At 60.7% G+C, this 23,419-nt stretch carries 24 protein-coding genes, 1 tRNA gene and 1 pseudogene; 10 read left to right on the top strand and 16 right to left on the bottom strand.

Features of this window, described 5'->3' with window-relative positions:
- Nucleotides 1–510 precede the first annotated feature (510 nt).
- Complete coding sequence (locus AC1D2N_RS20190; protein ID WP_130759011.1) at nt 511–1,563, top strand: threonine aldolase family protein; 1,053 nt, start codon at nt 511–513, stop codon at nt 1,561–1,563.
- Between the two features lie 55 nt (nt 1,564–1,618).
- Here AC1D2N_RS20190 and AC1D2N_RS20185 read toward each other — a convergent pair whose 3' ends face one another.
- A complete protein-coding gene (locus AC1D2N_RS20185) occupies nt 1,619–2,473 on the bottom strand; it encodes a LysR substrate-binding domain-containing protein (RefSeq protein WP_028733984.1) in 855 nt (284 codons plus the stop codon).
- A 45-nt stretch (nt 2,474–2,518) separates the two neighbouring features.
- Between AC1D2N_RS20185 and AC1D2N_RS20180 the strand changes: the two genes are divergently transcribed.
- Nucleotides 2,519–3,568: a bile acid:sodium symporter family protein gene (locus tag AC1D2N_RS20180; protein ID WP_018243540.1), complete on the top strand. Its 1,050-nt coding sequence runs from the start codon at nt 2,519–2,521 to the stop codon at nt 3,566–3,568.
- Nucleotides 3,569–3,730: 162 nt separating this feature from the next.
- Here AC1D2N_RS20180 and AC1D2N_RS20175 read toward each other — a convergent pair whose 3' ends face one another.
- Complete coding sequence (locus AC1D2N_RS20175; RefSeq protein WP_003542878.1) at nt 3,731–4,201, bottom strand: Hsp20 family protein; 471 nt, start codon at nt 4,199–4,201, stop codon at nt 3,731–3,733.
- A gap of 426 nt (nt 4,202–4,627) precedes the next feature.
- On the opposite strand from AC1D2N_RS20175, the gene AC1D2N_RS20170 reads away from it, so the two are divergent.
- Entirely contained in the window at nt 4,628–5,602 is a 975-nt protein-coding gene (locus AC1D2N_RS20170) for an alpha/beta fold hydrolase (protein WP_130717838.1), read from the top strand.
- 39 nt (nt 5,603–5,641) lie between these two features.
- Here AC1D2N_RS20170 and hisN read toward each other — a convergent pair whose 3' ends face one another.
- On the bottom strand, nt 5,642–6,415 hold the full coding sequence (gene hisN / locus AC1D2N_RS20165; protein WP_018243544.1) for a histidinol-phosphatase: 774 nt from the start codon (nt 6,413–6,415) through the stop codon (nt 5,642–5,644).
- A 276-nt stretch (nt 6,416–6,691) separates the two neighbouring features.
- A complete protein-coding gene (locus AC1D2N_RS20160; RefSeq protein WP_011653502.1) occupies nt 6,692–7,573 on the bottom strand; it encodes an N-formylglutamate amidohydrolase in 882 nt (293 codons plus the stop codon).
- 187 nt (nt 7,574–7,760) lie between these two features.
- Between AC1D2N_RS20160 and cpdR1 the strand changes: the two genes are divergently transcribed.
- From cpdR1 to AC1D2N_RS20135, 5 genes are all read left to right on the top strand, one after another.
- Nucleotides 7,761–8,123 carry a response regulator CpdR1 gene (cpdR1, locus tag AC1D2N_RS20155; RefSeq protein WP_003542883.1) on the top strand — a complete coding sequence of 121 codons (363 nt, stop codon included), beginning with the start codon at nt 7,761–7,763 and terminating at the stop codon, nt 8,121–8,123.
- Between the two features lie 84 nt (nt 8,124–8,207).
- A tRNA-Val gene (locus AC1D2N_RS20150) sits at nt 8,208–8,282 on the top strand.
- 183 nt (nt 8,283–8,465) lie between these two features.
- Nucleotides 8,466–8,660: a hypothetical protein gene (locus AC1D2N_RS20145; RefSeq protein WP_018446075.1), complete on the top strand. Its 195-nt coding sequence runs from the start codon at nt 8,466–8,468 to the stop codon at nt 8,658–8,660.
- 554 nt (nt 8,661–9,214) lie between these two features.
- Nucleotides 9,215–10,258, top strand: coding sequence for a porin (locus AC1D2N_RS20140; RefSeq protein ID WP_028733981.1), 1,044 nt, complete (start codon nt 9,215–9,217; stop codon nt 10,256–10,258).
- Nucleotides 10,259–10,701: 443 nt separating this feature from the next.
- Nucleotides 10,702–11,196 carry a hypothetical protein gene (locus AC1D2N_RS20135; protein ID WP_026230610.1) on the top strand — a complete coding sequence of 165 codons (495 nt, stop codon included), beginning with the start codon at nt 10,702–10,704 and terminating at the stop codon, nt 11,194–11,196.
- Nucleotides 11,197–11,352: 156 nt separating this feature from the next.
- Here AC1D2N_RS20135 and AC1D2N_RS20130 read toward each other — a convergent pair whose 3' ends face one another.
- Nucleotides 11,353–12,078 (bottom strand): hypothetical protein, encoded by a 726-nt coding sequence (locus AC1D2N_RS20130; RefSeq protein WP_026188526.1) that lies wholly within the window; start codon nt 12,076–12,078, stop codon nt 11,353–11,355.
- A 234-nt stretch (nt 12,079–12,312) separates the two neighbouring features.
- On the opposite strand from AC1D2N_RS20130, the gene AC1D2N_RS20125 reads away from it, so the two are divergent.
- Nucleotides 12,313–12,825, top strand: coding sequence for an MgtC/SapB family protein (locus tag AC1D2N_RS20125; RefSeq protein ID WP_018243549.1), 513 nt, complete (start codon nt 12,313–12,315; stop codon nt 12,823–12,825).
- A gap of 56 nt (nt 12,826–12,881) precedes the next feature.
- Here the strand turns inward: AC1D2N_RS20125 and AC1D2N_RS20120 are convergent, their stop codons facing one another.
- Together AC1D2N_RS20120 and AC1D2N_RS20115 are read right to left on the bottom strand one after the other, a co-directional pair.
- Entirely contained in the window at nt 12,882–13,064 is a 183-nt protein-coding gene (locus AC1D2N_RS20120; RefSeq protein WP_018243550.1) for a hypothetical protein, read from the bottom strand.
- A gap of 59 nt (nt 13,065–13,123) precedes the next feature.
- Nucleotides 13,124–13,354, bottom strand: coding sequence for a hypothetical protein (locus AC1D2N_RS20115; protein ID WP_018243551.1), 231 nt, complete (start codon nt 13,352–13,354; stop codon nt 13,124–13,126).
- 354 nt (nt 13,355–13,708) lie between these two features.
- Here AC1D2N_RS20115 and AC1D2N_RS20110 point away from each other — a divergent pair, with 354 nt between their 5' ends.
- Nucleotides 13,709–14,800, top strand: coding sequence for a DUF475 domain-containing protein (locus tag AC1D2N_RS20110; RefSeq protein ID WP_018243552.1), 1,092 nt, complete (start codon nt 13,709–13,711; stop codon nt 14,798–14,800).
- Between the two features lie 94 nt (nt 14,801–14,894).
- On the opposite strand, the gene AC1D2N_RS20105 is transcribed toward AC1D2N_RS20110, so the two are convergent.
- The 9 genes and pseudogenes from AC1D2N_RS20105 to AC1D2N_RS20065 form a co-directional block, all read right to left on the bottom strand.
- On the bottom strand, nt 14,895–15,065 hold the full coding sequence (locus tag AC1D2N_RS20105; protein WP_018243553.1) for a hypothetical protein: 171 nt from the start codon (nt 15,063–15,065) through the stop codon (nt 14,895–14,897).
- Nucleotides 15,066–15,325: 260 nt separating this feature from the next.
- Entirely contained in the window at nt 15,326–16,843 is a 1,518-nt protein-coding gene (locus tag AC1D2N_RS20100; RefSeq protein ID WP_018243554.1) for a tripartite tricarboxylate transporter permease, read from the bottom strand.
- Nucleotides 16,844–16,931: 88 nt separating this feature from the next.
- Entirely contained in the window at nt 16,932–17,423 is a 492-nt protein-coding gene (locus AC1D2N_RS20095; protein ID WP_018243555.1) for a tripartite tricarboxylate transporter TctB family protein, read from the bottom strand.
- Entirely contained in the window at nt 17,420–18,364 is a 945-nt protein-coding gene (locus tag AC1D2N_RS20090) for a Bug family tripartite tricarboxylate transporter substrate binding protein (protein WP_018243556.1), read from the bottom strand. Before AC1D2N_RS20090 ends, AC1D2N_RS20095 begins: the two co-directional genes overlap by 4 nt.
- Before the next feature lie 379 nt (nt 18,365–18,743).
- Entirely contained in the window at nt 18,744–19,790 is a 1,047-nt protein-coding gene (locus tag AC1D2N_RS20085) for an ABC transporter substrate-binding protein (protein WP_047622423.1), read from the bottom strand.
- 14 nt (nt 19,791–19,804) lie between these two features.
- Nucleotides 19,805–20,029 (bottom strand): annotated as a pseudogene (locus AC1D2N_RS20080) (hypothetical protein); the annotation flags it as partial.
- A 212-nt stretch (nt 20,030–20,241) separates the two neighbouring features.
- On the bottom strand, nt 20,242–20,727 hold the full coding sequence (locus tag AC1D2N_RS20075) for a hypothetical protein (protein ID WP_028733977.1): 486 nt from the start codon (nt 20,725–20,727) through the stop codon (nt 20,242–20,244).
- A gap of 434 nt (nt 20,728–21,161) precedes the next feature.
- Nucleotides 21,162–22,031, bottom strand: a complete 870-nt coding sequence (locus AC1D2N_RS20070; RefSeq protein ID WP_130759012.1) for an ornithine carbamoyltransferase — start codon at nt 22,029–22,031, stop codon at nt 21,162–21,164.
- A gap of 49 nt (nt 22,032–22,080) precedes the next feature.
- A complete protein-coding gene (locus AC1D2N_RS20065; protein WP_477981833.1) occupies nt 22,081–23,160 on the bottom strand; it encodes a MerR family transcriptional regulator in 1,080 nt (359 codons plus the stop codon).
- Between the last annotated feature and the right edge of the window lie 259 nt (nt 23,161–23,419).

Raw genomic sequence — 23,419 nt, 5'->3', positions numbered from 1 at the left:
GCGGGCGGCTTTTCGTCCCGCGCCGCAACCCGAAGATAGGTTCGGCGCATGACAGCGCTGTTGCATTGTGAAGATCGGCCGCAGACATCTGCTTTAAAGGAAAGCAAACCGTCGCGTTCCGCGCCTGCCATTCGCCTCCGCGCGCCGCCCTTGAGGCCTGACGCTCGGAAGAACTATAGCGTGAAAGCCGGTCTGTTCCAGGGCTTTCGGCGCCTCTTCGGTCATAAAGGCCAAAATAGGACAGCAACACTGTCCTAATTCATCAGTTCTATGCCAGAAAGCATTCGGCTCTGCAAGAGCGCTCCGTCAAAAAACGTCAATTTGCGACGGAAGATTGCCTGGGTAGCGGCGATGACGAAAGAAAATTACGTTGCGCCGTCTTATTTTTTTTATTGATTGCGTAGTTCAATTTCCGTGATGTGTCGCAGGCGACAACCTTGATCCTGCGAAGCTTTGGCGTAATGTCCGCTGCGGACTTGCCACCCCCTTCCTTTCTCACGGTTTCCCCACATGTTCTTTGCTTCCGATAACTGGGCCGGCGCCCACAAATCCATTGCCGAACGTCTGCTGACGGAATCGACCGGCTTTGCCGCCGCCTATGGCGCCGGTGATCTCGACAGAAAGGTCGAAGCCCGTTTTTCCGAGATCTTCGAGCGTGAGGTTTCGATCTTCTTCGTCGCCACCGGCACGGCCGCCAACTCGCTGTCGCTGGCAAGCGTCCAGCGCCCGGGCGGCATCACCTTCTGCCATTCCGAGGCCCATGTGATCGAGGATGAATGCGGTGCGCCGGAATTTTTCTCCGGCGCCGCCCGCCTCGTTGCCGTTGACGGCGAAGCCGGCAAGATCGACCCGGCGAAACTTTCGGCGAAGATCGCAAGCTTTCCCGAGGACGCCGTCCATCACGGCCGCGCCAGCGCCGTGACCATCACCCAGGCGACCGAGATCGGCACCGTCTATTCCCTGCCGGAGATCGGTGAGATCGCCGCCATATCAAGGAAGCGTAATCTGCCGCTCCACATGGATGGCGCCCGCTTCGCCAACGCCCTGGTTGCACTCGGCGCCACCCCGGCCGAAATGACCTGGAAGCGCGGCGTCGACATGCTGTCCTTCGGCGGCACCAAGAACGGCTGCTGGTGTGCCGAAGCGATCATCTTCTTCAATCCGGATCAAGCCCGGGAAATGCCGTTCATCCGCAAGCGCGCCGCCCAGCTCTTCTCCAAGTCGCGTTTCATCGCCGCCCAGTTCGATGCCTATTTCGAAGACGGTCTCTGGCTCGATCTCGCCCGTCATTCGAACGGCATGGCCGACCGGCTGCGCGCCGGTATCGGCACGAGCAACTCGGCTCGCCTCGCCTGGCCGACCGCATCCAACGAAGTCTTTGCTGTGGTCAGCAAAAGTGCCGCAAAAATTGCGGAGGAAAAGGGGGCCAAATTTTACGAGTGGCCGGTCCCGGCGGCAACGCCCGAACTCGTTTCCGAAAGCGAAACCCTGATCCGTCTCGTCACCAGCTTCGCGACCACCGAAGCGGATGTCGATGGCTTCTTGAAGTGCCTGGCCGCCTGATCGCCTGCTCGAAAGGCCTGCCGGCTTGGCAGGCCGTTCGGTGACGGGCAAGGATTCACGCCGACCTCAGTCCCCTCACCTTTTGCAGAATATCCTCCGACAGTGCTGAAACCAGTGCCTGGTCGGCTCCCTTACGCGGCACCAGCACGAATTCCACGTCCTCCAGCACCGGAAGTCTTCCCGCAGCGATCTCCTTCAGGCCTGATGGTGCCATGCTGCGCGGCTGCACCAGCACGCCCATCCCGGCTCGCGCCGCTGCAGTCAACCCGCTCAGGCTGCCGCAGGTGCAGACGATCCGCCACGGCACCCTGTTTCGCCCGAGCGCTTCGAGCGCGATCACCCGTGTGACGCTCGGCGGCGGAAAGGCGATCAGCGGCAGAGGCCCTGAGGCGAGCACGCGCTCGGGATCGCGCGCCAGCCAGACGAGCGGCTCGCGATAGACGAGTTTTCCGCGCGCATCGCCGAGCCGACGCTTGGCGAGCACCAGATCGATCTCGCCATTGTCCTGCATCTCGTAAAGCACACCGGAAAGCGCAACCGTCAGCTCCAGGTCGACCGATGGATGCGAACGCACGAAATCCTCCAGCACCGCCGGCAGCTGACTGGTGACGAAATCCTCCGATACGCCGAGCCGCAGACTGCCGCGCAGGCTGTTGCTCTTAAACAGCGACTGCACCTGCCCCTCGATCGAAAGCATGGCGCGCGCATGCGACAGCAGTGCCTCGCCATCGCCGGTCAACATCACCTTATGGGTGTCGCGCGCCAGCAGCCTGCGCCCGAGCGCCGTCTCCAGCCGCTGGATGTGCTGGCTGACCGTCGACTGCCCGAGGCCGAGCCTTTCTGCGGCGAGCGTGAAACTGCCCATCTGCTCGACGGCGACGAAACTGCGCAATTGCGAAAGGTCCAGCATGATCCATATTCTCGATAACTGTTATTCCTTGCATCCTGGATCATAATGGACGACAGAACAATGACTGTTTTATCACGCCGCGAGATCGCCATGCGCCGCTTTCTGCCCGATACATTCACCATCCTGCTCGTCTGCACCGTCATCCTCGCGTCGCTGCTGCCGGCAAGCGGCACATTCGCGGATTATTTCGGTATCGCCACTGACCTTGCCATCGCGCTGCTGTTCTTCCTGCATGGCGCCCGCCTGTCGCGCGACGTCGTCATATCAGGCCTGCTGCACTGGCGCCTGCATCTCGTCATCCTGCTGACGACCTTCGGCATTTTCCCGCTGCTCGGCATGGCGCTCGGGCTGATCCCCGACACGATCCTGCCGCAGCCGCTTTATCTCGGCATCCTCTTCCTCTGCGTGCTGCCGTCGACAGTGCAGTCGTCGATCGCCTTTACCTCGATGGCGGGCGGCAACGTACCGGCCGCCATCTGCTCGGCCTCGGCATCCAACATTTTCGGCATGTTCCTGACACCGCTGCTCGTCGGCCTGCTGTTTTCCGTCGGCGGCCATGGCGGCTTCTCCTTCGACGCATTGGAGCAGATCCTGCTGCAGCTGCTTGCCCCCTTCATTGTCGGCCAGATCCTGCAGCCCTGGATCGGCGACTGGATCCGCGCCAAGAAGAAGATCCTGATGCCTGTCGACCGCGGCTCGATCTTGATGGTCGTCTATCTCGCCTTCAGCACGGCTGTCGTCGAAGGCCTGTGGCACACCTTTTCGATCGCCGATATCGCCGTCGTCATCGTCGCCGACATGGTTCTGCTGGCGATTGTCCTGGTGCTGACGATGTTCGGCAGCCGCTGGCTGGGCTTCAACAAGGCCGACGAGATCACCATCACCTTCTGCGGCTCGAAGAAGAGCCTCGCGAGCGGCGTACCGATGGCGAACGTCATCTTCGCCGGCCAGTCGATCGGCGCGATCGTGCTGCCGCTGATGCTGTTCCACCAGATCCAGCTGATGGTCTGCGCCGTCATCGCCCAGAAATACGCCGCCGCCGCGGCCCGCCGTGCAACGGACAAGGAAATCGACGAAGCCGCCAGCCCGGCATGAAGCATGTCGCGCAAAACTGTGCAGCGGTTTTGCGACAACGACATGCGTAAAAATAAGAGCTAAAGCGCGATGAGCGAATCTGAAAGATCGCGGCGCGCATTAAGCCGCAATAGAAAAACGGCGCCCAGAAGAGCGCCGTTCATTTTATCCGTAAGGATCTGATTAGCCGTTGATGATCTGCGCTTCGATGGCCTTCGGAGCCTCGACCGGTTCTGCAGCAATCGCAATCTTGCGGGGCTTCATGGCCTCGGGAATATTGCGCAGAAGGTCGATGTGCAGCAGGCCGTTCTTCAGCGAAGCGGCAGTCACCTCGACATGGTCGGCAAGCTGGAAGCGGCGCTCGAAGGCGCGCTTGGCAATGCCACGGTAAAGGAATTCGCCGCTTTCGGCAGGTTCCTCGTTCTTTTCACCCTTCACGGACAGGACATGGGCATGGGCTTCGATCGAAAGTTCGGTCTCGTCGAAACCGGCAACCGCCATGGTGATGCGATAGGTGTTTTCACCGGTGCGCTCGATATTATAGGGCGGATAGGTCTGCGCCTGCTCCGGCTGGGCAAGGCTGTCGAGCATGGTGAAGAGCCGGTCGAAACCGACGGTCGAACGATAAAGGGGAGAGAAGTCTACGTGACGCATGATGTCCTCCTGTGGAAGCGACGTGTTGCGATGAAGTGCCCCTGAGACCCCATCTTTGGCGGCCTTGGGACGGTTGCGCGGGCCCTGTTCGGCACCCGCAGAAAGGAGATGGTGATGGGATTCGAGGAGTTCAAGACCTTTTCGGAATCGCCTTGATCAGCCCGTGAACCCCGCATGAACGACCGGTTCGGAGCGCGTTCAGGCACATTCGCCTAGGAATTTCCGCGTCGGGTGAATCTGGTCCCGATGGCTGAAGTGCATCCGTCCCTTCTTCTTCAGCCTCAACTTCGGCCGGCCGCGAGCACCCTCATGCTCCTGCCGGCCCTTTTCCTCCAGCCGGCCTTGCGAGCGCCACCGCTTTCCAATCCGGATGCCGTGCGCTATCCCTGAAGGCGAAGCAGTCAGCAGCGGCGCATTGGCAAAGTCATGGATCAGGTTCTCTATTCGACGCCCGACAATCCCGCCCCGGAAAACCGCACGGAGGGGTTCTTCGAAACCCATGACGGCCACCAGCTGCGTTACGCCGTCTTCCGCTCGAGCGCTCTGGTCGCCAAGGGCACGGTCGTCATCCTGCATGGCCGCAACGAATATATCGAGAAATATTTCGAGACGATCCGCGACCTGACGGCCAAAGGCCTCTGGGTCGCGACCTTCGATATGCGCGGCCAGGGCGGTTCGCCGCGGCTCCTGAAGAGCCGCAACCACGGCCACATTCGCCGCTTCGTCGATTACGAGCGCGATCTCGACACCTTCCTCGAAAAGGTGGTGTTGCCGGATACCCGCCTGCCCTTCTATCTGCTCGCGCATTCCACAGGCGGCCTGATTGCGCTGTCGGCCGCGCCCTATCTCACCACCCGTATCGATCGCATGGTGCTGTCGGCGCCCTTTATCGGCCTGACCGGCCAATCGGTCTCGCCTCGCGTCATCCGCGCTCTGGCCGGCACGCTGACGGCCCTCGGCCTTGGTTTTCTGCCGCTGACCTCGAAACTGAAGGAGCCGAACTTCAGCGACAATCCGCTGACCTCGGACGAACACCGGTTCGAGCGCAATGTTGCGATGATGAGGGCTCATCCGGAACTGACGCTCGGGCCGCCGACGGCCCGCTGGCTGATCGAGGCCTTTCGCACGATGGACCGGGTCACCTCGCCCTACCATCTCTTTTCCATCACCATCCCGACCATCGTCATCGCCCCGACGCGTGACGGTGTCGTGCCCTACACGGCGCAGGAGCGGCTTTCGCGTTATTTCCGCGCCGGCCAGCTGGTGCCGATCAACGGCGCCCGCCACGAGATCTTCCAGGAGCGCGATATCTACCGCGCTGCCGCCCTTGCGGCCTTCCACGCCTTCATTCCCGGCAGCGATGCCGAAGAAAACCAAGAAGTCGCCGCCCTCGGCACATGACCGGCCAGCATTGCTGACCGCGGAATCAGCACGGCGGGATCACCGCTGCAGAACGGCGATCGCCTGTTCGTAGACCGCCCGGCTGCCGGCGGCGATGATCGAGCCGCCGTTCTCAGGCCGTCCGCCGTCCCAGGTGGTGATGATGCCGCCTGCCCCCTCGATGACGGGAATGATGCCGCCGACGTCATAGGGTTTCAGACTGTTTTCGATGACGAGATCGATATGGCCGGCGGCAAGCAACGCATAGGCATAGCAGTCGCAGCCGTAGCGGAAGAGCCGCACCTGGCTCTCGATCTCGCGGTATTTCTCCATCTCCTCGCCGACAAAGAGATGCGGCGAGGTGGTGAACAGGATGGCGTTCGAAAGCGCATCACACTGGCGCGTCGCCAGCCGCCGCTCGCCCTCCGGCCCGGTATAGATCGAGCCGTTCTGGTCGGCGAAATAGCGCTCGCCGGTAAAGGGTTGCTCGATCATGCCCATGATCGCCCTGCCATCCCTCTGCAGGCCGATCAGCGTTCCCCACACCGGCACACCGGAGATGAAGGCACGCGTGCCGTCGATCGGATCGATCACCCAGACATATTCGCGGTCGAGCCCGACATTGCCATGTTCCTCGCCGAGAATGCCGTGGCCGGGGAAACTCTCCTCGATCAGCGCCCGGATGGCGAGTTCGGCCGCCCGGTCACCTTCCGTCACCGGATCGAAACCGGAGGAAAGCTTGTTCGTGACATCGAGGCCGGAGCGGAAGCGCGGCAGCGTCTCGGCTCGGGCGGCTTCCGCCAGGCGGTTGAAAAACGAACGGTCAGGAAACATGATGGATCCGTTTGGCTGGCGGGAGTGGCGCTTTTCATAGCGAAAAGCAATGGGAATGCAAACGCAGCAGGCAATTTGGCTCTAACTGCCCAAAGATATCGCAGCGCAATATATTGCTTGACATTTGTGCAATGCAATAGTAGCGTCTCCATACAGTCTTCTGACTGTAAATACCCTCCTTGGGTGTTTCCTCCCTAGACTTAGCCGCGCTCACAAGCGCGGTTTTTTTTGGCCGGGAAGACGAAGGCCAGACGTCAGCGACATCGAAAAAGAGATCTATTCGGCGGCCAGCGCCCGCTCACCGGCAAATTTCTCAACATATTCCGCCATCTGCTGCATGAAGTCGGTGACCGCATCAGCCACCGCAGCGAAATCCTCGCGTTTCTCCAGAGTCAGCTCATCGACGTAGATCGCCCGGTTCACCTCGATCTGCAACGCGTGCAGTCCGCGCGAAGGCCGGCCGTAATGTTCGGTGATGAAGCCGCCGGCATAGGGCTTGTTGCGGATCGCAGCAAAACCCATTTCCTCGAGGATGGCGATGGCTGCGCGCGAAAGTTCAGCCGAAGCGCTGGTGCCGTAGCGATCACCGATGATGAAATCAGGTCGCGCAGTGCTGCCGGCGACGCGCACATTGCCGGGCATCGAGTGGCAGTCGATCAGCACGCCGAAACCGAACTGCACATGCGTTCGCGCGATCAGCCGTCGAAGCGCCGCATGATAGGGCTTGTAGACCGCTTCGACGCGGTCGAGCCCCTCCTGCACCGGCAGGCGCCGCGCATAGATCTCCATATTCTCGGCGACGATGCGCGGAATGGTGCCGAGCCCGCCGGCGACCCTGAGCGAATTGACATTGGCATAGGGCGGCAGCAACCCGTCGAACATCCGCGGATCGAGCTCATAAGGCTCGCGATTGACGTCGAGATAGGCGCGCGGAAAGTTGGCTGCCAGCAGCGGCGCGCCGAGTGCGACGGCCGAGCCGAAGAGCTCGTCGACATAGTGATCCTCGGAACGGCGGATGGCGATGCCCTCAAGCCTGGACTGAGCGATAAATTCCGGTGGATAAATGCGGCCGCTATGGGGGGAGTTGTAGACGAAAGGAATGGTCTGCGACACGGGCTCATGGACCTCAAAAAGCTCGTATTCGCGTATTTCCGGCACTTTCGGCCCTCTTTACCATGTCATGAACTGACTGCTTGGCCCATGTTGCCAGTTGCCCGGCCGCAAGTCCATACTATGTAGGAGGGATGGCGGTCACGCACAGACAATTCACCGGTTGTTTACCGGGTAAAGACTAGTGTAAACGGCTGGCAGCCCACCAAAAACCTATGGATCGCGGTCTGGATTGATGACTCAGAAGATACTTCTCGCCGAAGACGACAACGACATGCGCCGCTTCCTGGTGAAAGCGCTCGAAAAGGCCGGCTACAAGGTCCTTTCCTATGACAATGGCGCCAGCGCCTATGACCGGCTGCGCGAGGAGCCGTTTTCCCTGCTGCTGACCGATATCGTCATGCCCGAGATGGACGGCATCGAGCTGGCGCGACGCGCCACCGAGCTCGACCCCGACCTGAAGGTGATGTTCATCACCGGTTTTGCCGCGGTGGCGCTCAACCCTGATTCGAAGGCGCCGAAGGATGCCAAGGTCCTTTCGAAGCCTTTTCACCTGCGCGATCTCGTCGATGAGGTCAACAAGATGCTTGCCGCGTAAGGCTTGCCGGGCGGCGCGTCACAAAACTGAAAAAAGCCTATTGACGGCTCCGAAGGTTTTGTGATCTATGCGCCGCCATCGGATGGGCGTGTAGCTCAGCGGGAGAGCACTACGTTGACATCGTAGGGGTCACAGGTTCAATCCCTGTCACGCCCACCATCCGATCTCCCTGACATTGTTGACAAATCCCCGCTTTGGGGATTTTCTGCTTCCTGAGCCTGGCAGGCGCTCCAGATCCAGCGCTTTGCGGAGCGAGGGCTTGCGCGTGATTGGTCCTCGACCATGATCCGGGCCGGATTCAATGGCTGTGGGATAGCCCCACACGGGGAAATAGGGGGACATATGACGCAAAGGACGCGGACACGTAAAGCGATATCCATAATCCTCGGCCTCGCCCTGGTTGCGGCTGGCCTCCTCGGTTTCGGTTATATGCAGTTTCATGTCGTCGAACCCATTAGCATCAAGTTTTGGCTGATTCCGATCACGATCTTCGCGGCTGGGGTAGCGATCCTCTGGGACGATTTCAAAAATCCCTAGCGAGACGACTGCTCTCCCCGTTCGACGCCCGAGCGACCGGCGGCAAGCTGGTGAAAGAGGGCAAATTGAGCAGTTCCAGCAAAAGCGCGTCTTCGTTGCTTCCCGTCGAGGCGACATTCGCCAGTCACCGATCACTGCCGGTGAGAAGCTGTGGCCCGACATCGGTATGTCCTGGGGCATTGTTCGGCTTTGTCCGATTCGTGCAGATTGCAGCGATGGCGCTTTCGCATATGAGGACGTGCTCACGCGATCATCAATTGCATACCGTTGCCGAAGTTCAGCCCCTCGTTGCTCAAGCATTCGGAAGCGCGAGCTTTGTGACGTACAGATGACGGGTTTATGACAAAATGCGTGTGATTTCAGCAACATAGCAGTAGCAGCCTGCTGTCACGATCGACAATGTCGTTGCAGTGCAACATACCCTATGTAACTTCCGCGGCGAGGCAGGCACCGAGCCAAAAAGGTGCCGCTTCGGTCACACGGGGTGAAGACACGTAGGGACTGCCGAGCGCAGACGGTCTTCATCCTCTTGCATCTGAACTGGAGGTTATTCCATGAACATCAAGAGCCTTCTTCTCGGCTCCGCTGCTGCACTTGCAGCAGTATCCGGCGCTCAGGCTGCTGACGCTATCGTTGCTGCCGAACCGGAACCGGTTGAATACGTTCGCGTCTGCGACGCTTACGGCACCGGCTACTTCTACATCCCGGGCACCGAAACCTGCCTCAAGATCAACGGTTACGTTCGTTTCCAGGTTGACGTTGCTCCGCACGCCAGCTCGATCGGCGCCGCCGGCGGTGGTTCTGTTGCCAACGACTCGGACTGGGATGCCCGTACGCGCGGTCAGGTTCAGTTTACGGCCAAGAGCGACACCGAATATGGTCCGCTGACCGGCGTCATCGTCATGCAGTTCAATGCTGACAACGCTTCTGCCCAGAAGGCCCAGCTGGACTCTGCTTACATCGACATCGCAGGTTTCCGCGCTGGTCTCTTTTACTCCTGGTGGGACGATGGTCTCTCCGGCGAAACGGACGATATCGGTTCTCCGGTAACGCTGCATAACTCTATCCGTTATCAGTACGAAACCGACGCCTTCTACGCTGGCATCAGCGTTGACGAGCTGGAAGACAGCCCGTTCTATGATGGCGAAACCGCTAACAACTTCGGCGTTGCAGTTGGTCTCGGCGGCAAGGCTGGAGCATTCAGCTACCAGATCACTGCTGGTTACGACACCGACAACGAAGAAGGTGCCGTCCGCGCCATGGGTACGGTTGCTGTCGGTCCGGGCACGCTCGGCCTCGCAGTCGTCTACGCGACCAACCCGAACGCCTATTACAACAAGGCTGAATGGGCCATCGCTGCTGAATACGCCATCAAGGCGACCGACAAGCTGAAGATCACCCCGGCCGTTCAGTACTACGACAACTACGGCATCACTGCTGGCGAGTTCAACGACGACGTTAGCGCCTGGAAGGCCGGCGTAACGGTCGACTACCAGATCGTTGAAAACCTCTCGGCAAAGGTTTCGGTTCAGTACCTCGATCCGGACAATGCTGAAGACGTAACCTCGGGCTACTTCCGCCTGCAGCGCGCGTTCTGATAAAAGGCTGCCGGCTAGAACAGGATGTCGTCCGAAAACCGCTTACACTTTTCGGCATCATGCTCTGGACCGGCAGCTATAAATTCCTGATCTGACTGACCTCCGATCGGGAAAGAATGGGCCTGGACTTCCCTGCCTGGGCCCATTCCCCTTGACTAGAAGTGCGTCCAAGACGGCAGGCGCTCGATGAGCGCCTTGCTACTGTCTCGTCACATCGGTTCGTTGCCGATGTCCGGCAGCCTATGTCATTGCTGGACCCTGTAACCAGCAGGCTCAACCACCTTTTGACTAACCTGCCGCCGATCGCCGAGCCTGCCCGGCGGCCGACGAAATTTTTGTGCCTCTGGAATAACGGAGCCAAATTCGGACACAGAGCCATGCCATGGCGAACCGAGCATGAGGTGGTGATTCGCCTCGACAGGACATGGGGTTTTGAGATCGAAATGAAGTTATCCGCGCTTGCCGCCGCCGCAATTTTTTCCGCTGCCTTCGCCTTGCCGGCCTCTGCCGCGCCAGCCGCACCCGCCGAGACTTTTCCCGGCGCGCCTGGCGTCATCACGCTTTCCGGCAAATGCGCCAAGCTTGTTGTCGCCAAGTTCGACGCCACCAAGGGCTGCAAGAACGAGCTTGCCAGCGTCACCCTGGTCAATGGCCTGGTGACCTTCATCTTCACTTCGGATGGCAAGGCGCTCGGCTTCCAGGGCGACGGCGGCGGCATCAAGCCCGCCTCCAACGGCAATGCCCGCCTGCCGCTCAGCCTCGTCACCACGGGTGTCGGCAACAAGATGACCGGGGAGGTCAAGGTTGCCGGCTTCTGCACCTTCGGCAATCCCTATGCCGGTAAGCCGATTGCGATCGAATGCACCGCAGAAAGCAAGGATTCCTCCTTCACCGGCAGCTTCCGCACCGGCGGCAAGCTGGTGAAAAAAGGCAAATAGCCAGAGCAACTCCAGCAAAACTGCGCAGCGGTTTTGCGTCGGGAATCGCCTGAAAACAAAGCGAGAGCGTTTCCGTGCATTCGAGAATGGAAATGCTCTACAGCGCCGCGCGTCTTTTCAGACGCGCAAAGGACGCTGTAGCATTTTGAATTGCCGTCAGGCGCACCAGGCGCTACCGGCAGCCCCCGGCTTGCGTGCCAGTCCCTCATTGATCAGTTGCGCGCCGAAAGAGCGCCCGTCGCGCGAGACGACGCGCGGTGCGCCTGAGGACTCGGTCTTGCCCGCGGCATTCATCGTGAAGGGTCCAGCGTTCAGAAGTGCCAGCAGCCGTGACTTGGCGGCAAAGGCCACCCTGCGTTCGCCGTCACAGCGGGCCTGGTCGACGACAGGGCTTGCCATGTCGGCGATCACGATCTTCTCGCCCTTGTACCAGAACACGCCGCCATCGCCGACGCAATTGATATGGGCGCCCTGCCCGCAATAGCCGAAAGCGACCCTCCCGGTTTCCGAAACGGCAGGAGAGGCCGGGGACGGCACTGCTTTTATCGGCTGGATCATCGGCGTCGGGATCGCGGCCGGCGGCAGCGGCTGCGACTGTGGCACCGGCGATACGGCTTTCGGCATGGGTGCGGCAAGCGCCACCTGCTTCGGAGGCACGTCCTTCCTGACGAGGGGTTTCGGCTCCGCCGTTTCCCGCGTGATCGGCGCCGATTGCCTTGCAAGCATCGGCTGGATGCTCTTCCAATGGTCGTGAGCGACGATGCCACCGATCGCGGCAATGCCGATCACCGCCCAGGGCAGCAATCCGCCACCGCTGCTGCGCGCTTTGCTCTTTCCTCTGGCCGGCGCCTTGCGGCGGCCGCGTGTCGCTGTCTTGGCCATCTGTCCGATTCCCGTGAGGCCGGGATTATCGCTGCCCAATCCTTTCCGAAAGGTTGGCGCGGCGACAGGATGATGCCTGGTTCGGCGATCTTTTCCTCCAATGACAGGAAAGCGCCGGGGCGCACCGGCGGGGCCTGTGCGGCGCCTGAAACACACGACGTGGAAAAAGCTGAACAAATTCCGCGCTTACACGTTAGCCAGCGAAAAATTCCATCTATTCTAGGGGAAAAATCCATGGATCTCATCATCGCCGACATGATACCGGCGTCGCGCATCCACTATCCGGTCATCTTCGCCCGTCTGCTCGGCGCCATCGTCTTCGGCGCACTGATCGGCTTCGAGCGCGAGGCACGCGACCGCCCGGCAGGCTTCCGCACCCATATTCTGATCAGTCTTGCCGCGGCCCTCTTTGCCATCATCTCGATCGAGGCCGTGCACATGCCGGGTTTCGCCGATGACGAGCAGGTGCGTATCGATCCGCTGCGTGTCATCGAAGCCGTAACCGCCGGCGTCGCTTTCCTTGCCGCCGGCATGATCGTCTTTGCCAGAGGTCGGGTGCACGGGCTGACGACGGGCGCCGGCATGTGGCTCTCCGGCGCGATCGGCCTCGCCATGGGCTTCGGCTATTGGCCGATCGCCTTCTTCACGACGCTCGCCGCCATCTGTGTGCTCTTCGCTTTCGGTAAGCTCGAGCAACGATTCGGCTTTAACTCCGGACAGCGTATCGATCGGGATGACCATCAATAGAAAACAAAACGCCCGGCATCATGCCGGGCGTTCGTATCAGCGTGACTGTCTGCTGGTCATTCGGAGCGTGCGGCCGAAGGATCGTTTTTCCCAACCGATGCCGTACCGCCGATGGACGAAAGCGGCTTCTGGCGTTCGCCGATGCCGATATTGATGCGCTCGTCCGCCGCCTCGCGTACGGCCTGCCATTCACTTTCGTGCCGGATGAAGATCTCGCGGGGCACAAAGTTGATCGTCATATGTTTCTCACCCTGTTTCAAATCTACCGTCAGCGCCAAAGAGGCCTCCGGAATATCCGTTATTTCTTGGTGTCAGCATTGCCTTTAATGTCGGGACCACCCTTGGAAAGGTCTGCGCCGGTAACATGGGCGGGCACGTGAATGTCGTGATAGACGCCGGGCGTCAGGGTCAGATCGACATGATGCGGCGGCAGCACCTGCGCCTTCTGCATGCGGTTTGGCTTCGCCCGCTTCATGCGGTCGGACGCCTCCGTGCGCTTGTCGGGAACATGGGTCGAAGTGTGCATCATCGGCCTCCTTTTTTAAGCTCAACAGTGCCTAACGGACGGGCATCAGGATGGTTCCAAAAAAAATTACCCAATCTCGATATGCCTGTCGGCCTTGACTGGCCCGGGAAGCTCATTACCTAGAGCCTATCCTGCAGCCTCCCAGACATCGGCTGACGGGGGAACTTTGGTGCCGGGCCCCTCTGGCGAGAGTTTTTACGGCGCTCTCGTGATGTCGGTACCGCCTGCAGCTTAGCCGGCGGATTTTTCATCGATGAACAAGCTCACCATGCCTGACCCGCATGCCCGTTATGGCATGTCGCGTTTTTCCAATATATCACCCCTCTTCAATGCGATTTGCGGCCGCGAGGTGCGGCCATGAACCAGTCCGTGACCCATAAATCTTCGCTCAGCTATTTCCGCTGGGCTTTCATCGTTACTGCCCTCGGCCTCGTTCTCGGCGCCGTGCTCGGCTGGCAGACGACGGGCACCATCGGCGGCATGGCAACCGTCTTCTTCATCTGCACGGTGCTTGCAGTGCTGGAGATATCGCTTTCCTTCGACAATGCCATCGTCAACGCCAACAAGCTGAAGGAGATGACGCCGGTCTGGCAGAAGCGCTTCCTCACCTGGGGCATCATCATCGCCGTCTTCGGCATGCGCATCGTCTTCCCGCTGGCGATCGTCGCGATCGCGGCACAGATCGGCCCCTGGGATGCTCTGGTGCTTGCCGCCCGCGAGCCGGCCGAATATGCCCGCATCATGAACGACGCGCATCTGCCGATCGCAGCCTTCGGCGGCACCTTCCTGATGATGGTCGGGCTCAACTACTTCTTCAATCACGAGAAGCAGGTGCACTGGATTGGCGGTCTTGAAAAGATGATGGCACGTTCCGCCACCATCAAGGGTATCGAGATCGCCTTCGTGTTGGCGCTGATGCTGGTTTTCTCCTGGCTGATCGGCGGCGAGGAAGCCACCGTCTTCGTCCATTGCGCCATCTACGGCCTGCTTACCTTCCTCGCGGTCGAGGTGGTCGGCGGGCTGCTCGATGCCTCGCAGCAGACGATGAGTGCTGCCGCCAAGGGCGGCCTCGGCGCCTTCATCTATCTGGAGGTGCTGGACGCCAGCTTCTCCTTCGATGGCGTCATCGGCGCCTTCGCGCTGACGCAGAACCTCTTCGTCATCGCCATCGGCCTTGGCATCGGCGCCATGTACGTGCGCTCGATGACGATCATGCTGGTGGAGAAGGGAACGCTTGCCGAATACCGCTATCTCGAACATGGCGCCTTCTACGCCATCCTGATCCTCTCGGTGATCATGTATGCGCAGACGATGGTGCACATCCCCGAAGTCATCACCGGCCTCGGCGGCGCGGCGCTGATCGGCCTGTCCCTCTGGTCATCCATCCGCCACAACAGGCGCGAAAAGGTCGAGGGTCACGTCGCCCGGCAGGAGGAACTTCACGCCTGACAATGCAAGCCGCTGGGCGGCACCCATAGGGATAAAAATAAAGCCCGCGACCATCCGGTTGCGGGCTAATTCATTCATGCATGGCTTGCAGGTGTTAGCGGGAGACCTGACCGAAGGAGGCTGGGTCGATACCGAGCTCCCTGAGGTCGCCGGCACGCGGGCGACGGCCTGCTTCAACGGCGGCGCTGACCGCGTTTGCAGCACCAAGGACGGCGAATGCGCGGCCAAAGAAACCCGTACGGATTGAATTGCGGAGTGCGGACATTGTCCTTTTCCTTTTGCTCTATGATTGACCACTCATAGATGGCATCGCGCACAGACCTCCACAATGCTCAGAAAATCACCTCAGCCATGCAAAAAACAGCAGGCCGGCACATGTCTCCATGGCCGGCCTCGAGGGAGGGGGTGGGTCGTCTTTTTCTTCTTAGAGCGCCGTGCGTCCTTTCGGACGCACAAAGGACGATCTCATTTTGAAATCTGCGCATCGTGCTTTCCGAAAATCGATTCCGATTTCGGGCCGATGCGCTAGTCTTCGTTTGCCGCCAGTTGCGACAGCACCTGGCCCCTGCCACGCAGCCGCAGAATCAGCGGGATGAGGAAGGCGGCGGCTGCAACGATGAGCAGACCCGCCGCGATCGGCGACATCACCAGCGTCGTCACATCGCCCTGGCTGATCGCCAGCGCCCGGCGCAGCTGCTGTTCGGCAAGCGGCCCGAGGATCAGGCCGACGACGGTAGGCGCGATCGGATAGCCGAAGAGCCGCATCACATAGCCGAGCAGGCCAAAAGTGAGCAGCATGCCGAGCTCGAACACGGATGGATTGGCGCCGATTGTCCCAAGCGTCGCAAACAGCAGGATGCCGGCATAGAGCCACGGCTTTGGAATGGTCAGCAACCGCACCCAGAGCCCGATCATCGGCAGGTTCAGCACCAAAAGCATCGCATTGGCGATGAGCAGGCTGGCGATCAGTCCCCAGACGAGCTGCGGATTGGTGGCAAACAGCAGCGGCCCCGGCTGCAAGCCGTATTGCTGGAAGCCGGCGAGCATGATCGCCGCCGTCGCCGTCGTCGGCAGGCCGAGTGTCAGAAGCGGCACCAGCGTGCCGGCGGCCGAGGCGTTGTTCGCCGCCTCGGGACCGGCCACGCCTTCGATTGCGCCATGGCCGAACTCTTCCGGGTTTTTCGCCAGCCGCTTTTCGGTCGCATAGGAGAGGAACGTGCCGATTTCGGCGCCGCCCGCCGGCATCGCGCCGATCGGGAAACCGATCAGCGTGCCGCGCAGCCAGGGCTTCCACGAACGCGCCCAGTCCTCAGCGGTCATCCAGAGCGAACCCTTGACCGCCTCGACCTTCTCCGCGATCCGGTTGCCCTGCGCGGCGATATAAAGCGTCTCGCCGATCGCAAACATCGCCACGGCAAGCGTCGTCACCTCGACACCGTCGAGCAGGTCCGGGATGCCGAAGGAAAGTCGCGCCTGCCCTGTCTGCTGGTCGATGCCGACCATGGCGAGCGCAAAGCCGATGAACAGCGAGGTCAGGCCCCGCAAGGCGGAGTCGCCGAAGGCCGAGGAGACGGTGACGAAGGCAAGCACCATCAGTGCGAAATATTCGCGCGGCCCGAAGACCAGCGCCAGCTTGACGATATAGGGAGCGATGAAGGCAAGCCCGAGCGTCGCAATCAGGCCGGCGACGAAGGAGCCGATCGCCGCCGTCGCCAGCGCCGGTCCGCCGCGCCCGGCGCGCGCCATCTTGTTGCCCTCGAGCGCGGTGACGATCGAGGCGCTTTCACCCGGCGTGTTGAGCAGGATCGAGGTCGTCGAACCGCCATACATGCCGCCGTAATAGATGCCGGCGAACATGATCAGCGAGCCGCCGGGATCGAGTTTGTAGGTGACGGGCAACAGCAGCGCCACGGTGAGTGCCGGGCCGATGCCGGGAAGCACGCCGACGGCGGTGCCGAGCGTCACGCCGACCAGCGCATAAACCAGGTTCATCGGCTGCATCGCAACCAGGATACCCTGCCATAGGAATTCGAATGTGCTCATCTTGGTGTCCCAAGCGGCGTTCCCGACCGTCCGATTTCGGGGTCAGGCGCCGCGCAAAATCAAAAGAGCTGACAGCGCGTCCGCGCGGTCAGAAGAACAGATGTTCGAGCGGGCCGGCCGGCAGCGTCAATTGCAGCAGCTGCGAGAAGATCGCCCAGACGACGAAGCTAAGGACGATGCCCAGCGGCAGCGAGATCCAGAGCTTACGCTTGCCGAAGCCGCGTGCCGTCAGCGCGAAGAGGATGCCGGTCGCGATCGAGAAGCCGGCGGCGCGCAAAAGCAGCATCTGGCCGGCAAGACCGGCGACGATCCAGATGACGGGCGCCACTTCCTGCCGGTCACGTTCGGGAAAATCGCCGCGCCAGGCTTCGAAGGCAGTCCAGATCCCGAGACAGAAGAGGCCGAACGCCACCACTTGAGGTACTGTTGCCGGACCGATGCGGTCGTATTGCGCAATCGTTTTCAGATGCAAGGCATCCCAGGCTATCACGCCGGCGACGACGAAGAGGAAAACGGCAATGATGAACGCCGCCCAATCAGGGCGACGCTCGGTTGCCGAGGAGGTGTTATCCTCGCTCATTGAACGAGTCCGATATCTTTGAGAATGCCTTCAGTGGCGGAGACATCCTTCTCGAGCTGCGCCTTGAAGGCATCGCCGGAGAGATAGGTGTCGGCCCAGCCCTTGGTCTTCAGGGTTTCCTGCCAGGTTGCGGAGCTGTGCAGCTTCTCGAAATCGGCAGTGACGCTTGCCACCTGCTCGGCCGACAGGCCGGGGGCTGCGGCGACCATGCGCCAGTTCTGGATGGTGACGTCGGTGCCGGCTTCCTTCAGCGTCGGGGCATCGACGCCGTCGATACGCTTATCGCTGGATACGGCGAGAAGACGGAGCGTGCCCGACTTCACCTGCGATTCGAACTCGCTATAGCTCGACACGCCGGCCGTGACCTGGCCACCGAGAATGGCGGCGAGGGCTTCACCGCCGCCGGAGAAGGCGACATAGTTGATCTTGGTCGGATCGACGCCGGAAGCCTTGGCGATCAAGCCGACGGTGATGTGGTCGGTGCCGCCGGCAGAACCGCCACCCCAGGAAACCGCACCCGGATCCTTCTTCAGCGCCGCGACCAGATCGGCCATCGTCTTGATCTCGGACGCGGCAGGAACAACGACGGCCTCATACTCGCCGGTCAGACGGGCAATCGGCGTGACATCCTTGAGCGTCACCGGCGACTTGTTGGTAAGGATCGCGCCGACCATGACATAGCCGCCGACGATCAGCGAATTCGGGTTGCCGGCAGCCTGGCTACTGAACTGCGCAAGGCCGATGGTGCCGCCGGCGCCGGGGACGTTCTGGACCTGCACGTTGCCGGAGATCTTCTCCTGCTGCAGCGCGGTCTGCAGCGAACGAGCCGTCTGGTCCCAGCCGCCGCCCGGAGCGGCCGGCGCGATGATGGTGTAATCGGCCGCATAGGCCGGCAGCGCGATAGTCGCGGCAAGAAGAGTTGCGATGAACGTATGCTTCACGATGTGTCCTCCGTGGCGGCTGAGCAGACCGCCTGTTGTTCTCTGGGAATCGGGAGGAATGGGCCGGCCAGCGGACGCAAGGGTCCTGAATGACGAGCGGAATACCTCCCAAGGCTTCAGCTCTCCGCCTCCACGGAGAAGAAGTAGCCAAAGCGACCACAACAAGCTGTCATTTAGCTGACATCGGCGAGATATCCAGAAGGACAGGACACTTTTTTGCCGTAATTGGCGGACGGCGGTCTCATTCCGGTTCTTCGCTGCCGCATGGCCAGCACCACTGGCCGCCGCGAAGCATGGCCGCGAGGCTTTCTGATAAGAGCTACGGGCGCAGCGACCCAAAGCTCTCTAAGCAGGGCCAGCCCGCCGAAAGCTGACGCCTTCACTGCATCCGCAGAACCTCGTTCCAGTGCGCGATCAGCCGTGCCCGCTTCACCTGATCGAGATAGACCATCAGCCCGGGACTGACCGGCACCGGCCGAAGTTGGGCGCCGAGCAGTTCCTGCAGCGTATTGGCGGTATTCTCCCCCGCGACCTCGGGGCTCACGGCCGGAATCTGCAGCTCGCGCGCCAGGATCGTCTGCCCTTCCCTCGACATGAAGAAGGTGAGATAGCGTCGCCCGAGCTCCGGCTCGGCGGCCGCCTGCGGCACCAGCCCGATCCGCGACATCACCACGGTATAATCCTTCGGCAGCACGATGCCGACATCGGGATTCCGCGAGGCCCAGTCGGCCGCATAGGAACCGAGAATATTGTAGCCGAGCACGAAGCGCCCGTCGGCAACACGTTCGAGAATCGCCGAACTCGTCGAATAAAGCTTGACGCCGGCAGCCCCCATCGCCCCGATCACTGACCAGATGTCGCCGAACTGTTCCTGGTCGCGCGCCATGAAAAGAAAGCCGACGCCGGAGCGCTCGATATCGTAGGTGCCGATCCGCCCATAGACCTCGTTGCCCTTGCGTTTCAGATAATCGACGAATTCAGCCCGCGAGCTCGGCACCGGCTCATGCGCAAAGCTCGGCTTGTGATAGACGAACACCGCCGGCTCGAAGGTGAGCGCATAGGCGGTGTTGCGCCAGTTCGCCCATTTCGGCCATGCAGCGCTCATCGGCAGGTTGCTGACCTGCGCATATCCGTCGTTGGAAAGCTTCACCTGCAGGTCCATCGCCGAGGAAAAGGCAAAATCCGCCGTCCTCTTGCCGGCATCCGTCTCCTTGACGATCCGGTCGTAGATGTCGCCGGTCAGCATGTCCTCGTATTTGACTGCGACATCGGGATTGGCCTCCAGGAAACCCCGGATCATCGGCTGCGCCAGCGGCTCGTCGAGCGAGGAATAAACCGTCAGTACCGGCGCATCGGCATTGCCGGATTTTGCCGGATAGAACACCTGATCGGCCAGGGCAAAGCCCGGCCAGAGCGCCAGCAGCAAGATGAAAACTCTCCTCATGCAGCAACAATGCCCGAGCGCGCCGAGAGGAGCAAGGGCGCCGGCCAGACGGTGACCCACTCCATCCGCGCATTCTGCGCGTGCAGCAGAAAGGCCTTGGCGGCACGGCTCTGGCAGAGCGGATGTTCCATCGCTTCGGCCGTCACCTCCTGGCCACGCCTGACCGGAGGGCATAGCAGGAAGATCGCATCCTCCGCCAAACGATCGAGCAGATATCCTGATCGACAAACTCACTGCACTGGCCGACAAGGCGTCCATCGCCATCCGGAAGCCCAAGGAGCGGGATTGGGCTGACGGAGGGAGCCATTCTCTGGGCGAACGCGGGCGGGCTGAGTGGCATTTGGGGTCGGGGAGCACCCTACCTAGTAGGCGACCCAATTTCGCGGCCTAGGCATCCCCTACGCATCTAAGCCACATTTGAGCTGGTTTGCTCCTATTCAGTTCTGATGCCTGTGTTTAGCGTCACATAATGACGCGCAACAGCAACATCCATCTCCGCAACTAATAGCTGATAAAGCAATCGAGCACTCTTAGCGCCACCGTCTGCAGCTTTCAACGCAAGATCAATTATTTCCTGAGGTGAGTTGGCCATTCGAAAAGTTGGAGCCACAAGTAGATCATACCCGTCCTTGTTCCATTCAGTGTCACCTTGATCGTCAGATTTTGCTATTTCATCTTCCACTTCACTATTAATTCGCCGCTGTGCATCGGACAGCATTCGTAGGACTTCCTCAAGGTCTCCTTGCTCGATTGGTCTCTTTTGATCCCTCATCCGAGACTTTGCGCGTGTCGCGATCTTCTCTAACTCATGAATGGCCGCCATAGCAGCACCCACTGCGGCGTTGAACTTTTTCGACGGAATCCGCAGGATTTCGGTTGATGGGTCCGGCTCTGCTTTGCGTCGTAGGAAACCAAGCATTGTGTGTTCTCTCGTTCAAGGGGAACCGCCCCGGGTTTGCCGAAGACCGTTTGGTTTAAGTTATGCGGCCATGGCTGGCGCGTCCAGCATGGCGTACTATCGTTCTTCAGCTTCGGCTGTGGAATGTTGCCGACGGGCTCCAGAAGACGGCGGCACCGCCGCGCCAATGAGGACTTCGCCAGTCGCGACACCCTTGAAACCGAGGTCCGGACCTGGCTGCGACGCCGCACCGAAAGCGGCCATCGCATCCAATGGATGTTCTCAACACAGCACGCAAGAGCCAAGATGGCAAAATCATATCCAACGCCATCGCTCAACGAGGCAGGAAAAGTGTGTAGCGGTTTTCCCGGGCAAAGCGCGAAGCGCTTTTGCCGGGAATTGCGTAAAAACAAAAGGCTAGAGCGGTTCTGCGCTTCCCTTAAAGCTGAACCGCTCTAGGCGGCGACCCACTCCATCAGCGCATTCTGCGCATGCAGCAGAAAGGTCTTGGCGGCGCGGCTCAGGCAGCGCGGATGCTCCATCGCCGCGGCCGTCACCTCCTGGCCGCGCGTCACCGGCGGGCACGGCAGGAAGATCGCATCCTCCCGCAAACGATCGAGCACATCGGTCCCGATCCGATAGCTGACGAGTGCGTCCGAGGGGCCATCGCCCGGCCATGAATCGGTGATGACGACATCGGCATCCGATAGCTCGCCCATATCGCTACTCACGCGAAAACGTCTGTTGAACAGCGCGGCGTCACTGATGTGCCAGCGTTCGGGATAGACCTGCACCACCTCGATCGGCAATACGATCGACGCTTCGGCCCAGGAGCGGAGGATATTTGCGTCCGCCGCCACGCCAACGACCTTTAACCCGTCGATCGAGCCGCGCCGGCTCTTGATATAGGCAAGGTCGCCGAGCGTCTCGCAGGGATGGTTGGAGCGTGTGCGCGCATTGATGACAGGCACCGGCGAGGCTGCCGCCACCGCCTTCAATGTCGCAAGCTCCTTCGTGCGGATCACCAGCATGTCGAACCAGTTACCGAGATAACCCGAGAGGTCGCCGGTTTCCTCCCTGGCATTGAAGCCGATCGGCACATGCACGCAGATACCACCCATCGTCTGGATGCCGAGATCGAAGGCGGTCGTATTGCGCCAGCCGCCGTCGTCGACAATCAGCGCGACACGTTTTCCCGCAAGGCTCTGCGGCATCGCACGCTCATCCCAGGCTTCGGCGAGCTCGCCGGCGCGAGCGACAATCGATCGAAGCCCGGCCTCCGGAATATCATGAAACTCCAGAAAATTCCGGGCCGAACCTGTCATCGCTACCTCGTTGCGCTTGAAACCGTCGCCACAATAACCTGGCCCGGCCTCACGGCAATCTTCGAAAGAAAATTCCGCTGAACCTGCCATCCGCAGCAAGTACAAATCGCCACTCCATCGCGGCTTTTTCGAAAGCGACATCATAGACGTCCCACCCCTCGGACGACACGCCCTTGAACGAAATCGACCGTAGCGCACCCGCCCGCTCAAGATCCGCGCGGATCATCGGCATCTGCTCCCGCCCTGCATCGGCAAGTGCGGGAACCATCCTGTCGTAGTCGACCTCGCCGCTCTGATGCTGGGCGATCAGGCTGCGCAGCAGTGCGTCACTATTGTCGACTGGCTGTTTGTTTTTCGTCCGGTTCTCCAGGTCGGCGACCAACCTTGCCGCCTCCTCCGCACGGATCCGGGGCGCCTCTTGCTCATATCCGTTCTGATGCAGGACAAGACGGTCCACCCGCCCGTCCGGTCCACGGCGGAAGCTGATCTGCGCCGTCACCACGCGACAGAAGAATTCATCCTCCTTCTCTGGATAAATATCGATGGCCTCCTGCCCGAGCACCTGCGCCGTCAATCCGCCTTCGCGCCGAGCGATCGTGATGGTGCCGCCTGCATCGAAGAGGTAGGCGCCGAGATAATCATCATTGCGCTCAGGCGCGATCGTGCCTTCGGTGCGCGGCCGCGCCTGCTCGTAGCGCCGCCAGGCGACGGCGGATTGGTCGGTCATGCTGGTCTCCTTCGCTATGCTGACGAGTTCGTTGATTGAGATGGGTTCGCCGGCGGCGATCCGCTGCCGCGAGGCGTTGATCCGCGAGAGACTGTCTTCGATCCGGCTGCGCAGCGAAAGCAACTGCGTTTGTTGCATGGCGAGCGTCCGGTCGAGATCGGTCGCGTGGCCGGCCAGCAGTTCGGTGATCCTCGCTAGACTGAGCCCCAGTCGCTTCAGTGCCAGGATCTCATTCAGCCGTGCGATGTCCTCGACACCATAGAGCCGCCAGTTCTTGCCGGTCCGTCGGGGGTTGATCAGCCCGCGTTTCTCGTAGAGGCGAAGCGCTTTTACCGTCAGCCCGATTCGCTCGGCGCATTCGGCGGCCGTCAACCAGAGATTCTCGTTCATCCGCTCGTTCATGATTCCCTCGCGAATCATCTTCTAGGCTATGCCCCTGGGTCCGGCTCAAGCCTTAAATCGATCCGCGATAGGTTTAATGATGCCGATTCAGAAAGTATCGACCAAAGCAGAACACTCCGCTTTTCTCCGATACGAATCGCCTTTTCATCACAAAGGATTAGAGGCTGGCTCCATCCTTCACCCATTTAGAGTATTGATGAAGATCGACGACGTTATATGGTCGCGCTGCCGTATTAAAAACGTCGAAACCGCCCGAATT

It is taken from the genome of Rhizobium sp. P1_B8, assembly GCF_056406515.1.
The sequence above is the reverse complement of the archived record's forward strand: the minus strand, read 5'-3'. Positions and strand labels throughout refer to the sequence as shown.

Bases quoted from the DNA above. Each gene is read 5' to 3' on its own strand.
- AC1D2N_RS20190 (WP_130759011.1), top strand. From the start codon at position 511: ATGTTCTTTGCTTCCGATAACTGGGCCGGCGCCCACAAATCCATTGCC.
- AC1D2N_RS20185 (WP_028733984.1), bottom strand. From the start codon at position 2,473: ATGCTGGACCTTTCGCAATTGCGCAGTTTCGTCGCCGTCGAGCAGATG.
- AC1D2N_RS20180 (WP_018243540.1), top strand. From the start codon at position 2,519: ATGGACGACAGAACAATGACTGTTTTATCACGCCGCGAGATCGCCATG.
- AC1D2N_RS20175 (WP_003542878.1), bottom strand. From the start codon at position 4,201: ATGCGTCACGTAGACTTCTCTCCCCTTTATCGTTCGACCGTCGGTTTC.
- AC1D2N_RS20170 (WP_130717838.1), top strand. From the start codon at position 4,628: ATGGATCAGGTTCTCTATTCGACGCCCGACAATCCCGCCCCGGAAAAC.
- hisN (WP_018243544.1), bottom strand. From the start codon at position 6,415: ATGTTTCCTGACCGTTCGTTTTTCAACCGCCTGGCGGAAGCCGCCCGA.
- cpdR1 (WP_003542883.1), top strand. From the start codon at position 7,761: ATGACTCAGAAGATACTTCTCGCCGAAGACGACAACGACATGCGCCGC.
- AC1D2N_RS20145 (WP_018446075.1), top strand. From the start codon at position 8,466: ATGACGCAAAGGACGCGGACACGTAAAGCGATATCCATAATCCTCGGC.
- AC1D2N_RS20140 (WP_028733981.1), top strand. From the start codon at position 9,215: ATGAACATCAAGAGCCTTCTTCTCGGCTCCGCTGCTGCACTTGCAGCA.
- AC1D2N_RS20135 (WP_026230610.1), top strand. From the start codon at position 10,702: ATGAAGTTATCCGCGCTTGCCGCCGCCGCAATTTTTTCCGCTGCCTTC.
- AC1D2N_RS20130 (WP_026188526.1), bottom strand. From the start codon at position 12,078: ATGGCCAAGACAGCGACACGCGGCCGCCGCAAGGCGCCGGCCAGAGGA.
- AC1D2N_RS20125 (WP_018243549.1), top strand. From the start codon at position 12,313: ATGGATCTCATCATCGCCGACATGATACCGGCGTCGCGCATCCACTAT.
- AC1D2N_RS20120 (WP_018243550.1), bottom strand. From the start codon at position 13,064: ATGACGATCAACTTTGTGCCCCGCGAGATCTTCATCCGGCACGAAAGT.
- AC1D2N_RS20115 (WP_018243551.1), bottom strand. From the start codon at position 13,354: ATGATGCACACTTCGACCCATGTTCCCGACAAGCGCACGGAGGCGTCC.
- AC1D2N_RS20110 (WP_018243552.1), top strand. From the start codon at position 13,709: ATGAACCAGTCCGTGACCCATAAATCTTCGCTCAGCTATTTCCGCTGG.
- AC1D2N_RS20105 (WP_018243553.1), bottom strand. From the start codon at position 15,065: ATGTCCGCACTCCGCAATTCAATCCGTACGGGTTTCTTTGGCCGCGCA.
- AC1D2N_RS20100 (WP_018243554.1), bottom strand. From the start codon at position 16,843: ATGAGCACATTCGAATTCCTATGGCAGGGTATCCTGGTTGCGATGCAG.
- AC1D2N_RS20095 (WP_018243555.1), bottom strand. From the start codon at position 17,423: ATGAGCGAGGATAACACCTCCTCGGCAACCGAGCGTCGCCCTGATTGG.
- AC1D2N_RS20075 (WP_028733977.1), bottom strand. From the start codon at position 20,727: ATGCTTGGTTTCCTACGACGCAAAGCAGAGCCGGACCCATCAACCGAA.
- AC1D2N_RS20070 (WP_130759012.1), bottom strand. From the start codon at position 22,031: ATGACAGGTTCGGCCCGGAATTTTCTGGAGTTTCATGATATTCCGGAG.
- AC1D2N_RS20065 (WP_477981833.1), bottom strand. From the start codon at position 23,160: ATGAACGAGCGGATGAACGAGAATCTCTGGTTGACGGCCGCCGAATGC.